Origin of the sequence: Saccharomonospora piscinae (assembly GCF_005862235.1) — a bacterium.
Classification (GTDB): Bacteria; Actinomycetota; Actinomycetes; order Mycobacteriales; family Pseudonocardiaceae; genus Saccharomonospora; species Saccharomonospora piscinae.
This window is the reverse complement of sequence record NZ_VCEK01000002.1, coordinates 1,030,958-1,043,262: the sequence shown is the minus strand read 5'-3', so window position 1 is coordinate 1,043,262 and position 12,305 is coordinate 1,030,958. Positions and strand designations below refer to the sequence as shown.

Below are 12,305 nucleotides of genomic sequence, written 5' to 3'. Positions count from 1 at the left end.
GCTCAGCCGACCATTCCCGCCACGAGGAACCCGACACCGAGCACCGCACTGGCGATGACCGACACGGCCAGCAGCTTGTGGCGCTTCACCCGGCTGTCGCGCAGTTCCTCCTCGGAGCGGGTCGAGATGATGAAGTGCCCCTCGCCCGAGGGCTTACCGATCACGAGCGGGCCGATGCGGTCGTGGACCTCGCCCAGGACGTAGAGGCGGCGTCCCGGCCGGATCACCCACTCCTTGTAGTCGTAGCCGATGGTGGTGTCGCCCCGGCCCAGCAGCGGCGGCAGCCGGAACCCGAACAACTCCATCCCGCTGTCGCGGCCCTGGTGCGGCTCGAAACGGCTCACCGTCTGCTCCGGCCCGTCCGGTTCGGTGCCACCCGGGTCCACTCCGATCGTGCGACCCTCGTCGTCGATCACCGCGTAGCCCTGCTGCGAGGTGTGCTCGGCGACCCGCTCGGTGCGCTTGCGGCGGTGCCGCTTGCCGTCGCGGTACTCGACGACCTCGTAGTGCCGGTCGATGCGGTACTTGAACCACACACACTCGGTCTTCGACAGCTCCGCGGTCAGCAACCCTTCGGGCCGGGGGTGCGCGGCACCCACCACCTCCGAGGCCTTGCGAAACGACCCCGACGAACCCAGCTCGTCCGACGCCGTCCGGTACCGCTCCAGCTCCGGGATCGACAGCGTCTCGGTGCCGATCATGGCGTGCAGCTCACTGCGCGTGTGCTTCATGTAGAAGAAGGCACCCACCGCGACGACCAGCAGGATCACGCCGACGATCCACACCGCTATTCACCCCCGGAGTTGTTGTCGTTCACTCCCACTCGATCGTGCCCGGTGGCTTGCTGGTCACGTCCAGCACGACCCGGTTCACCTCGGCCACCTCGTTGGTGATCCGGGTGGAGATGCGCTCGAGCACGTCGTAGGGTATCCGAGCCCAGTCGGCCGTCATCGCGTCCTCGCTGGACACGGGCCGCAACACCACGGGGTGACCGTAGGTGCGCCCGTCACCCTGCACCCCGACACTGCGGACGTCGGCGAGCAGCACCACGGGGCACTGCCAGATGTCCGAGTCCAGCCCGGCGGTGGTCAGCTCCTCGCGGGCGATCGCGTCGGCCGCCCGCAGCGTCGTGAGCCGGTCGGCGCTGACCGCGCCGATGATGCGGATCGCCAAGCCCGGGCCGGGGAACGGCTGCCGGTGCACGATGGTCTCGGGCAGCCCCAGTTCCAGCCCCACCCGGCGCACCTCGTCCTTGAACAGCAGGCGCAGCGGCTCCACGAGCCCGAACTGGAGGTCGTCGGGTAGCCCGCCGACGTTGTGGTGGCTCTTGATGTTGGAAGCGCCCGTGCCGCCGCCCGACTCGACCACGTCGGGATACAGGGTTCCCTGCACGAGGAACTCGACGTCGCCCTGCGCCTTCACCTCACGCGCCGCCTGTTCGAAGACGCGGATGAACTCCCGCCCGATGATCTTGCGCTTCTGCTCGGGATCGGTGACCCCGGCCAGCGCGGTGAGGAACCGGTCGGCCGCGTCCACGGTGACCAGGTTCACCCCCGTCGCCGCCACGAAGTCGCGTTCCACCTGCGTGCGCTCCCCCGCCCGCAGCAGACCGTGGTCCACGAACACGCACGTGAGACGGTCTCCGATGGCGCGCTGCACCAGCGCCGCCGCGACCGCCGAGTCCACCCCGCCCGACAACCCGCAGATGGCGTGACCGTCTCCGACCTGGGCGCGAATGCGCTCCACCTGCTCGTCCACGATCGACGCCGTGGTCCAGCTCGGCCGGATACCGGCGACGTCGTGCAGGAACCGGCGCAACACCTCCTGGCCGTGCGGCGAGTGCGCGACCTCGGGGTGGTACTGCACCCCGGCAAGGCCGCGCCCGGTGTCCTCGAAACCCGCCACCGGCGCGCCCTCGCTGCCCGCCGTCACGGCGAAGCCCTCCGGCGCCTTCGTGACACAGTCGCCGTGGCTCATCCACACGGGATGCCGCGCGGGGAGTTCCTCGTGCAGCGCGCCGCCGCTGACGCCGAGTTCCGTGCGGCCGAACTCGCGGGTGCCGGTGTGTTCCACCGTGCCGCCCAGTGCGCGCGCCATGGCCTGGAACCCGTAACAGATGCCGAACACCGGGACGCCCGTGTCGAACAACGCCGGGTCGACCCCGGGCGCGCCCTCGGCGTACACGCTCGCCGGGCCACCCGACAGGATGATCGCGGCGGGGTCGCGCCGGACGAGTTCGTCGACGGGCGTCGTGTGCGGCACGACCTCCGAGTACACCTGCGCCTCGCGGACCCGGCGAGCGATGAGCTGCGCGTACTGCGCGCCGTAGTCCACCACGAGCACGGGACCATCTGCCACTGTCGGACTCCTCACCGGTTCGCTGCTCCGAGGGCCTTTCCATCGTCGCAGGCCCACCGCTGGGCGACGCTGCCAGGTGGCCGTTACGGTGCTGCGCATGGAGCCGATGGAGGCCGTCACACCACGCCCGCGCCCCGTGTGGATCGCCGGGGTCGCCGAGCCCGGCACCGCGCCCCGCCCGGTGCTGCACCCCTACGACCGCACCGAGGTGGCCACGGTGTCGCTCGCCAGGGACGAGCAGGTGGAGCGCGCCGTGGCCGGTGCGGCGCGTTTAGCGGGCGAAACGCGGTCGGTGCCCGCGCACACCAGGGCGAGCGCACTCGACCAGCTGGCCAACGAGATCGAGGCGCGTGCCGAGGAGTTCGCCGAACTGGTGACCGCGGAAGCCGCGGCCCCACTGACCCGGGCGGCGGAGGAGGTGGCCCTCGCGGTGGCGACGCTGCGGCACGGAGCGCGTTTAGCGGGCGAAACGCGGTCCGTGCCCTCCGCGGCGCCCTTTGGCGCCGCACTGCCGTGCGGGGTGGGCCTCACCCGGCGGGTGCCTCGGGGGGTCGCGTTGGGGCTCGTCGCGCCGCACCGGCCGCTGGCCGCGTCGGCCGGCGGGGTCGCCGCGGCCCTCGCGGTCGGTACCCCCGTGGTGCTCGCGCCCACTCCCCGCGCGCCGCTGTCGGCACTCGCGCTGGCCGAGACGCTGGCCGATGTCCTCACGGCCGGCCCGCTGCCCACCGGCGCCCTCTCCGTGCTCACCACCGAAGCGCCGGACCTGCTCGCCGGGGACGCCCGCCTGTGCCCACTCGCCTGGCCCGCCGGACACGCGCAGGCGCTGGTCCTCGACGACTGGGCCGAGGTGGAGTCGGCGGCGTCGGCCATCGCCGCCTCGGCCGCCGACTGGGCGGGACAGCGCTACGCGCCGGTACGCCACGTGCTCGTGCATCCCGCGCGAGCGGAACCGTTCGTGGCCGCGCTCGCGGCGGCGCTCGAGGCCCAGCGCACCGGCGACCCGTACGACGCCGCTGTCTCGGTCGGCCCGCTGCCCGACGATGACTCTGCCTCCCGCACCCTGGCGTGGATCGCCGAGGCCACCGACCGTGGCGCGACCGTGGTCACCGGCGGGACGCGCTCCGGCACCGCGGTGACCCCGACGCTGCTGACCGGGCTCGGTGCCGACGCGCTGCGCGACCGTGGAGTCCTCGGCCCCGTGATCGCCGTGTCGGCCACGGACGGCACGGACACAACGGGCGACCCGAGCGATAGCGACCTCACCGCCCGGCGCGTGGCCGTGTTCACCCGTGACGTCGAGCAGGCACTGCGGACCGCCGACCGGCTCACCGCCGCGACGGCGGACGAGGTCGTGGTCGGCGACGTGCCACGGCACCGGCCCGAGGACGTGCGCGCCGCCGCGCAGGCTCTCACCCGCGAGACCACCACCGTTCTCAGCGGCCGCCCGGGGTGATCCGCAGAGCCGCGGGCGCGTGCGCCGGGACGGCGGGGTCGCGGGGCGGCACCGGGTCCACCCGGCGATAGGGCTCGTGCTGCGCCGGTCGAGGGTCGGGCTCGCCCCGGTTCGGCCAGAGGGAGAACGCGCGCTCGGCCTGAGCCGTGATGGTCAGCGACGGGTTCACCCCGAGATTGGCCGTGATCGCGGTGCCGTCCACGACATGCAGGTTCGGGTAGTGAAACACCCGGTGGTACGGGTCGATGACACCGTCGGCGTCGTTCGTCCCGATCGGCGCGCCGCCGATGAAGTGGGCCGTGAGGGGGATGTCGGCGATCTCGCCCCACGTGCCGCCCGCGATACCGCCGATGTGCTCCGCTGTCCGCTGGTTCGCCTCGTGCCCCGCCGGGATGAACGTCGGGTTCGGGGCACCGTGCCCCTGCCGGGAGGTGTACCGGCGCCTGCCGAACCAGCCGCGCCGCGTGTAGGTGGTGATCGAGTTATCGAGGCTCTGCATCACCAGCAGGATCACCGTGCGCTCGCTCCAGCGGCGGCCGTTGAGCAGCTTGAGCGTCTGCATCGGGTGCCTGCGCACGAACCGCAGCAACTGCCGCCAGCGCGGCACCTCCGACGCCCCGTCGGTGGCCACCGTCTGCAGCAGGCTCATCGCGTTGCTTCCCTTGCCGTAGCGCACCGGCTCGATGTGGGTGTCGGCATCGGGATGGATCGACGACGTGATGGCCACGCCGCGGCTGTAGTCGTGGTCGGGATCCACCGTGGTCCGGCCCGCGCCGAGGATGGCCTCGGAGTTCGTGCGGGTCAGCTCCCCGAGCCGCGCCGACAGCCTCGGCAGCACGTCGCGGTCCCGCATGTCGTGCAGGAGCCGCTGGGTGCCCCACGTTCCCGCGGCGAACACCACGTGCGCGGCGGTCAGCGTGTGCTTGAAGCGACCGGACGTCGTCCCGGTCTTGCGCACGTCCACCTCGAACGCCCCGTCGCCGCGCGGGCGCACGGCGGTCACGGTGGTCATCGGGATCACCCGCGCGCCGCGTTGCTCCGCGAGGTAGAGATAGTTCTTCACCAGCGTGTTCTTCGCGCCGACGCGGCATCCGGTCATGCAGGCGCCGCACTCGGTACACCCCGTGCGGTCCGGGCCCGCGCCACCGAAGTAGGGGTCTGCGACACGGCGACCGGATTCGCCGAAGTACACCCCGACCGGCGTCGGGTGGTACGTGTCGGCCACGCCCATGTCGGTGGCGACCTTGCGCATCACCTCGTCCGACGGGGTCACCGTCGGGTTCGTCACCACGCCGAGCATCCGCGACGCCTGGTCGTAGTGCGGCGCGAGTTCCGACTCCCAGTCGGTGATGTGCGCCCACTGCCGGTCGGTGTAGAAGCGCTTGAGCGGCCGGTACAGCGTGTTGGCATACACGAGCGAGCCGCCGCCGACACCCGCGCCCGCCAGCACCATGACGTCCTTGAGCAGGTGTACGCGCTGGATACCGAAGCAGCCGAGACGCGGGGCCCACAGGTAGCGGCGGAGGTCCCAGGACGTCGCGGCGAACTCGTCGTCGGCGAACCGGCGACCCGCCTCGACGACGGCGACGCGGTACCCCTTCTCCGTCAACCGCAGTGCGGCGACGCTGCCTCCGAACCCCGACCCGACGACCACGACGTCATAGTCCACGGGATAGGTGTTACGCCCAGTCACACCTAGGAGCGTAAACCGGCCGACCGCAACTGACCAGAGGTAAGTTACCGACAGGTCACGCGCGAACCGCGAGGCCGACCTTCTGGAACTCCTTGAGTTCCGAGTAGCCGGTCTTCGCCAGCGCCCTGCGCAGCGCGCCGAACAGGTTCACCATGCCCTCGGGATCCGACGTCGGGCCGTTCAACAGCGTGGCGAGATCGACGTCACTGCTCGGCCCCGCCGCCACCCGCGACCGCGGCAACGACGGGTGGGCGGCCGCGGCAGTCCAGTACAGCCCCCGGCCGGGAGCCTCGCGCGTCGCCGCGAGCGGCGCGCCCAGCATCACCGCGTCCGCGCCGCACGCGACGGCCTTGGCGATGTCGCCGCTGCACGTCACCCCGCCGTCGGCGAGGACGTGGACGTACCGCCCGCCCGTCTCGTCCAGGTAGTCCCGCCGCGCGGCGGCGGCGTCGATGACGGCCGTCGCCATCGGCACCCCGATGCCGAGCACCCGGTCCGTGCTCGTCACCCCGGGTGTGTGACCGTGGCCGACGATCACACCGGCCGCGCCGGTCCGCATCAGGTGCATCGCCGTGCGGTAGTCGCTGACACCACCGGCGACCACCGGCACGTCGAGGTCGGCGATGAACTCCTTGAGGTTCAGCGGATCGCCGTCGCGCGCCACGTGCTCCGCCGACACGATCGTGCCCTGGACGACCAGCACCTCCACCCCAGCGCTCAGCAGCACCGGGGTCAACTCCGCCGCGTGCTGCGGGCTGACCCGCGCGGCCACCGTCACCCCGGAGTCGCGCACGGTGCGCACGGCCTCCGTCAGCAGGTCGTGCTGGATCGGCGCCGAGTGCAGCTCCTGCAGCAGCGCACCGAGTTCGTCCCACCCGGCGCCCTTGCGAGCCAGATCCACCACCCGCGCCAGCGCCTTGTCGGCGTTCGCGTGCCGCGCCCACACGCCCTCCGCGTTGAGCACGCCCAGACCGCCGAGCCTGCCGATCGACACCGCCGTGTCCGGGGACACCACCGCGTCGGTCGGATGCGTCACCAGCGGCAGGTCGAACCGGTAGGCATCGATCTGCCAGGCGGTGGACACCACTTTCGACGACCGCGTCCGCCGGGACGGCACGATGTCGATGTCGTCGAAGCCGTACGACCGCCGTGCCGTCCGGCCCATGCCGATCTCGACCAGATCCCGCACGTGAAGCCCCTTCGTTCTCGACAGTTGCGCGCACCGGCAGCCGCCGGCCCGCTCGGCACCATTGTGGGCGCCCTCGGCGGCAGCGCGCCGCCGGGCCGGACCTACCGGCTCGTGTAGTTCGGCGACTCCACGGTCATCGTGACGTCGTGCGGGTGGCTCTCCTTCAGCCCCGCCGACGTGATCCGCACGAGCTGAGCCTGCTGCAGATCGGCGATGGTGTCGGCACCCGCGTACCCCATACCCGACCGCAGCCCGCCGACGAGCTGGTGCACCACACCCGCCAGGGGGCCCCGGAACGGAGTCCTACCCTCGACGCCCTCCGGCACCAGCTTGTCCTCGGACAGCACGTCGTCCTGCGCGTAGCGGTCCTTGGAGTACGACCGCCCGTTGCCGCGCGACTGCATCGCGCTCAGCGAACCCATACCCCGGTAGGTCTTGTACTGCTTGCCGTTGACCAGGACGACGTCACCCGGCGCCTCGGCGGTCCCGGCGAGCAGGCTGCCCAGCATCACCGACGACGCACCGGCCGCGATGGCCTTCACGATGTCACCGGAGTACTGGATGCCGCCGTCCCCGATGACGGGCACTCCGGCCGGCGCGCACGCCCGGGATGCCTCGTAGATCGCCGAGATCTGCGGAACCCCCACCCCGGCCACCACCCGGGTCGTGCAGATGGAACCGGGCCCCACGCCGACCTTGACGGCGTCCGCGCCCGCGTCCACGAGTGCCTGCGCGCCCCGGCGCGTGGCGACGTTGCCACCCACCACGTCCACGGTGTCGCCGAGGTCCTTCTTCAGCCGGGTCACCGTGTCCAGCACCGCCCGCGAGTGCCCGTGCGCCGTGTCCACCATCAGCACGTCGACACCGGCCTCGGCCAGGGCCATGGCCCGCTGGTAGCCGTCGGCACCGACGCCGACCGCCGCACCGACCACGAGCCGGCCGTCCGTGTCCTTGGTCGCGTCGGGGTACTGCTCGGTCTTGACGAAGTCCTTCACGGTGATGAGGCCCCGGAGCTTGCCGTCACCGTCCACGATCGGCAGCTTCTCGATCTTGTTTCGCCGCAGCAGGCCGAGTGCCGCGTCCGCCGTGACGCCCACCTGGGCCGTCACCAGCGGCGCCTGCGTCATGACCTCCCGCACCGGCTTGCTGTAGTCCACCTCGAACCGCATGTCGCGGTTGGTGATGATGCCGACCAGCGTGCCCGCCGCGTCGGTCACCGGCACGCCGGAGATCCGGAACCGGGCACACAACTCGTCGACCTCGGCGAGCGTCTCGTCCGGCGAGCACGTCACCGGATCGGTCACCATGCCGGCCTCGGACCGCTTCACGATCTCCACGGCCTGCGCCTGCACCTCGATCGGCAGGTTCCGCTGGAGCACCCCCATGCCGCCCTGGCGGGCCATCGCGATCGCCATGCGCGCCTCGGTGACGGTGTCCATCGCCGCCGACACCAGGGGCATGTTGAGCCGCACGTGCCGCGTCAGGTTCGTGCTCGTGTCGACGCCGCTCGGAATCACGTCCGACTCGGCGGGCAGCAACAGCACGTCGTCGAACGTCAACCCCAGCATCGCGAACTTGTCCGGGGCGCCACCGGTCTGCTCCTCGGAGGACAGCAGACCTGCGGGCACGGTGTCATTCGTCATCGGCGGGGCTGACCTTCCTCGGCGGGATGAACCATCTGCGGATATGCGGACCTGTTAGCGATGGTATCTGGACGGACCCCGGGGACGGCCCGGTACCGTGCAGGATCGTGCCACACGAAGTGTTGCCCCCGGACCCGTTCGCCGACGACCCGAACGACCCCGCGAGGGAGTTCGCGACCCTCGACGAGCCCTCGGCCGAGCCGATGGGCCCCGACGAGCGCTCGGAACTGCTCGCGGATCTGTCGGATCTCACCGTCTACCAGGCGTTACTGGAACCGCGTGGCGTCAGGGGCATCGTCGTGGACTGTGGCGAATGTGAGCAGCCGCACTACCATGACTGGCATCTGCTCCGCGCCAGCCTCGAACAGCTGCTGGCGGACGGGCAGATGCGGCCCCACGAGCCCGCCTTCGATCCCGACCCGGAGCGCTACGTCACCTGGGACTACTGCCGGGGCTTCGCGGACGGCATCACCGCCACCGAGAACGCCCACTGACCGGCACGCACGCGAAAACGCCCTTCCCCAGCTGGGGGAGGGCGTTTTCGCGTCGAAGCCCGGCTGCGGGACGTCAGCCCGTCGGCGTGTCACCCGAGATCGAGGTACCGGACCGGCTGCTGCCGGATTCCTCGTCGCTGGTGCTGTCCTCGGTGGTCGTGCTCGGCGACGACGGCTCGGTCGACGGCACGGACGGCTCGGTGGTGGGGATCGACGACGTCTCGTCGAGCTCCGGCGGCGGCTCCTCGTCCTCGGACGACTCTGACACCGTGTCCGACGGGGTGGACGTCCCGGACTCCTCGGAGTCGGACGTGTTCTCCGTCGACGACACGGGCGGCACAGCGGGCGGCTGTTCCGGCCGGTCCAGCTGCGCCAGCAGCTCGTTGTGCCGGGCACGCAACTGCGCGAGCTCGTCGGATGTGACCTCGTGCAGCGCCTGCTCGGCCTCGCCCAGCGCACGGCGGGCGTCCTCGAAGCGCTCCTGCGCGATGGCGAGATACGCCTCGTCGAGGTCGGTGCGCACCGACGCCGCCGCCTCCACCGAGCGCGCGTGGTCCGCATAGAGCACGGTGCTCAGGCCCCACAACGTGTCACCGGGCTCGGCGTCCCGGGCGGCCAAGGCGGTCCCGGTGAAACCGATGGCCAGCACGGCGGCCGCCGCCGCGACGGGCACCAGCATGCGCCTGCGTCCCCGACCCCGCGCAGTGCGAGCCACGACCGCGGTCCGCACCGTGGTCACGGCGGAGTTCGTGTCCACCAGCTCGGGAATGGCCTCGCTGTCGACATCGCGCCGCCACGCCAGCAGCAGCGCGCTCAACTCCTGGTCGCCCAGGCCGTCGGCGACCTGGGAATCGGCACCGCCGAGCGCGTCGAGGAGGGCGTCGTCGGCCTGCACGGCCGACAGATCGGACAGCTCGGACTGCTCCGCCTCCGGCTCGGGCCCCTCGGTCTCGGAACCGTTGTTCTGGCCATCGCCGCCGATACGGTCGCGTTCCGTCATCAGACCACCTCCTCAGCGGCCAGCGCCTTACGTAGCCGCGCGAGGGCGCGATGCTGGGCGACCCTGACCGCCCCGGGAGTCGAACCCACGGCTTCCGCTGTCTCCTCAGCGGACAGGCCGACGACCACCCGTAACACCACGATCTCGCGTTGTTTCTCCGGCAGCACCTGCAACAACTGCGACATGCGCTCGTTCAGCTCGCCCTGCAGCGCGCGCTGCTCCGGCCCGATGTCGCCCTCGACCTCGTCGGGGAACTCGGCGACCGGCTCCGCGCGGTTGCGCGACGCGGCGCGATGCGCGTCGGCGACCTTGTGCTGGGCGATTCCGTAGACGAACGCCAGGAATGGGCGGCCCTGATCACGGTACGAAGGCAACGCCGTGAGCACCGCGAGACACACCTCCTGGGCTACGTCGTCCGCCGAAGCGAACGACCGCTCCTGCCTGCCAACTCTGGCGCGGCAGTACCGCACCACGAGAGGACGGATCGCTGCCAAGAGCCGCTCGACCGCCTGGGGGTCACCCTCGACAGCGGCGGCGACTGACTCGTCCAGTCCATCCCCCACGTTGGCCATCGCAGACAACAGTCCCGGTGTTACGTCTCGGTGTGCACAAACAACGGCGCGTGGCTGACGGAACCGTTGCCTTCACGCCGATGACCTCTACCGTACCTGCCGCGACCACCCGGTCCCCCGACGGTCGCCGCCGACGCCGCGGGACGGCCGCTCAACAGCGCTCACGCACACAATGTGACACGCCACACCGGCGTGACCGGCGTGGCGTGCTGGGGTGGTGGGGAAGTCGGCTCAGGACGCGGTGACCCACTCAGGCGACGAGACCGCGGCGGAAGCCGTGCGCGACGGCCTGGGCGCGGTCGCGCACACCCAGCTTGCGGAACAGCCGCCGGGCATGGGTTTTCACCGTGTCCTCCGAGAGGTAGAGCTCGCGGCCGATCTGGCCGTTGCTCTTGCCCTGGCTCATGCCCCGCAGCACCTGCAGCTCCCGCTCGGTGAGCTGGACACCGGGGTCGGAGGGCTGGCGCGGCGCGGGCACGGAGGTGCTGGCCAGCGTGTGGGCGAGCGCGGCCACCAGCTCCGGGCGGGAGGCATCCCACCGGAGGTAACCGCGTGCCCCGCCCGCGATGGCGGCGGCGATGCTGCCCGCGTCGTCGGGAGCGCCGAACACGATCACGTTGGCCTGCGGGTTCGCCGAGACGAGGCGCCGGGTGGCCTCCACGCCGGTCGGCACGGCACGCTGGGTGCCCACGAGCACGACATCGACCGGCTGCCGGGAGTACCGGGCGAGCAGCTCGTCACCGTGCGCTACGCAGTCGATGCGACTGACGCCGGGGACAGCGGACATCACGCGGGTGAGCCCTTCGCGCACACTGCGTCGGTCGTCGCAGATCAAGACCGTCGTCACAGGGGGTTCCTTCCTGCAGCCGGGTGACATTCTCCTTCCCCTATCGGACGCTTTAGGTGCCACCTTGACACGATCCGGTGGCTTTTTTTGAAGCAATCTTCCCCCGGATGTCGGCATGGGGCATATCTCCCAGGAAACGGGCTAGATCGGCACCCACGGAGAGGTACGAGCGAGCCGACGTCCCACCGGATCGGTGGACCGCAACAGTTCGGTCAACTCTTCGGTAACTCTGGAGTGATTCCAAACAGCGCACTCAGGGTGTAGATCCGCGAGGAGCAATTGAGCCGGCCACGTGAGCGAACGCCATCCGTGGCGGCGCGCCGTGGCCAACACCTCACCGACAATCTCGGCCGCCCGTTTTCTTTTTCCGTCCTCCCCCGAAGCCGCCAGCGCGGCCCCCAGGACCAGTCCCGACTTGGCCTGGTGGCGAACCCCGGCCCCGTCCCGCGCGCTCCCAGGCGCGTTTAGCGGGCGAAATGCTGTCACCGGCCCGCCCCGAGGCCAGCGCGCACTCAGCGCGCACCCAGTCGAGGCGCACGGCGCTGCGGGGGCAGTCGGTCACGGTCACGACCCGGGCCGCGCGCGCCAGCAGCGCATCCGCCTCGGCCATCCGGCCCATTCCGACCCGGTCCGCCGCGAGCCCCGTCAACGCGTCCGCGAGCGCGCCGCGCGCGTCGAGTCCGTCGGGGTCCGGCGGATCGTCCCAGCGAGAGTCAAGGCCATCGAGCGCACGCCGCAGGCCGAGGCCGTCCAGTGCCAGGGCCACCGCGTGCCCGCCCAGCTGCCTGCGCTGCGACGCCAGTGCGGTGGCGGCCAGCGACGCCACCACCGGTTCCCCGTGCCGGGTCAGCGGCTCCAGCACCGTCGTGGCGGCCGCGTATCGGCCTCGCGCGCCGAGCACCACGGCGGCCAGCCACCGCTCGAGCGCAGGCACGCCCGCGCGGTGGGCCGCCGCGGCGAGGACGCGCTCACCCACGGGTTCGGGGACGTCCCTGGCACCAAAAGCGGCGGCCCGCAGGACGTTTTCGGCACTGGACACGCGCCCATCGTGACCCG

Annotated in this window: 11 protein-coding genes; 2 read left to right on the top strand and 9 right to left on the bottom strand. The window is 71.6% G+C overall.

Going from position 1 to position 12,305, the window contains the following annotated elements; all coding sequences use genetic code 11:
* Positions 1-2: 2 nt before the first annotated feature.
* Positions 3-785: an E3 ubiquitin ligase family protein gene (locus tag FFT09_RS10775; protein ID WP_024876266.1), complete on the bottom strand. Its 783-nt coding sequence runs from the start codon at positions 783-785 to the stop codon at positions 3-5.
* Between the two features lie 28 nt (positions 786-813).
* Positions 814-2,358 carry a glutamine-hydrolyzing GMP synthase gene (gene guaA / locus FFT09_RS10770; protein ID WP_081193357.1) on the bottom strand — a complete coding sequence of 515 codons (1,545 nt, stop codon included), beginning with the start codon at positions 2,356-2,358 and terminating at the stop codon, positions 814-816.
* A 97-nt stretch (positions 2,359-2,455) separates the two neighbouring features.
* On the opposite strand from guaA, the gene FFT09_RS10765 reads away from it, so the two are divergent.
* A complete protein-coding gene (locus tag FFT09_RS10765; RefSeq protein WP_138382534.1) occupies positions 2,456-3,811 on the top strand; it encodes an aldehyde dehydrogenase family protein in 1,356 nt (451 codons plus the stop codon).
* On the opposite strand, the gene FFT09_RS10760 is transcribed toward FFT09_RS10765, so the two are convergent.
* From FFT09_RS10760 to guaB, 3 genes are all read right to left on the bottom strand, one after another.
* A complete protein-coding gene (locus FFT09_RS10760) occupies positions 3,792-5,504 on the bottom strand; it encodes a GMC family oxidoreductase (RefSeq protein WP_081193355.1) in 1,713 nt (570 codons plus the stop codon). The two genes, FFT09_RS10765 and FFT09_RS10760, sit on opposite strands and share 20 nt — an antisense overlap.
* A gap of 55 nt (positions 5,505-5,559) precedes the next feature.
* Positions 5,560-6,693 (bottom strand): GuaB3 family IMP dehydrogenase-related protein, encoded by a 1,134-nt coding sequence (locus tag FFT09_RS10755; protein WP_024876270.1) that lies wholly within the window; start codon positions 6,691-6,693, stop codon positions 5,560-5,562.
* A gap of 101 nt (positions 6,694-6,794) precedes the next feature.
* Positions 6,795-8,336 (bottom strand): IMP dehydrogenase, encoded by a 1,542-nt coding sequence (guaB, locus tag FFT09_RS10750; protein WP_138382533.1) that lies wholly within the window; start codon positions 8,334-8,336, stop codon positions 6,795-6,797.
* Between the two features lie 107 nt (positions 8,337-8,443).
* Here guaB and FFT09_RS10745 point away from each other — a divergent pair, with 107 nt between their 5' ends.
* Complete coding sequence (locus FFT09_RS10745; protein WP_081193354.1) at positions 8,444-8,830, top strand: DUF5319 domain-containing protein; 387 nt, start codon at positions 8,444-8,446, stop codon at positions 8,828-8,830.
* 73 nt (positions 8,831-8,903) lie between these two features.
* Here FFT09_RS10745 and FFT09_RS10740 read toward each other — a convergent pair whose 3' ends face one another.
* From FFT09_RS10740 to FFT09_RS10725, 4 genes are all read right to left on the bottom strand, one after another.
* Positions 8,904-9,830 (bottom strand): anti-sigma-D factor RsdA, encoded by a 927-nt coding sequence (locus FFT09_RS10740; protein ID WP_081193352.1) that lies wholly within the window; start codon positions 9,828-9,830, stop codon positions 8,904-8,906.
* Positions 9,830-10,402, bottom strand: a complete 573-nt coding sequence (locus FFT09_RS10735; protein ID WP_024876274.1) for a sigma-70 family RNA polymerase sigma factor — start codon at positions 10,400-10,402, stop codon at positions 9,830-9,832. Before FFT09_RS10735 ends, FFT09_RS10740 begins: the two co-directional genes overlap by 1 nt.
* Before the next feature lie 250 nt (positions 10,403-10,652).
* Positions 10,653-11,249 (bottom strand): response regulator transcription factor, encoded by a 597-nt coding sequence (locus FFT09_RS10730; RefSeq protein WP_012795974.1) that lies wholly within the window; start codon positions 11,247-11,249, stop codon positions 10,653-10,655.
* Between the two features lie 334 nt (positions 11,250-11,583).
* The gene (locus FFT09_RS10725; protein ID WP_341869006.1) at positions 11,584-12,288 is read right to left on the bottom strand and encodes a hypothetical protein; all 705 of its coding nucleotides are present in this window, start codon (positions 12,286-12,288) and stop codon (positions 11,584-11,586) included.
* Between the last annotated feature and the right edge of the window lie 17 nt (positions 12,289-12,305).

Bases quoted from the DNA above. Each gene is read 5' to 3' on its own strand.
- FFT09_RS10735 (WP_024876274.1), bottom strand. From the start codon at position 10,402: ATGGCCAACGTGGGGGATGGACTGGACGAGTCAGTCGCCGCCGCTGTC.
- guaB (WP_138382533.1), bottom strand. From the start codon at position 8,336: ATGACGAATGACACCGTGCCCGCAGGTCTGCTGTCCTCCGAGGAGCAG.
- FFT09_RS10765 (WP_138382534.1), top strand. From the start codon at position 2,456: ATGGAGCCGATGGAGGCCGTCACACCACGCCCGCGCCCCGTGTGGATC.
- FFT09_RS10740 (WP_081193352.1), bottom strand. From the start codon at position 9,830: ATGACGGAACGCGACCGTATCGGCGGCGATGGCCAGAACAACGGTTCC.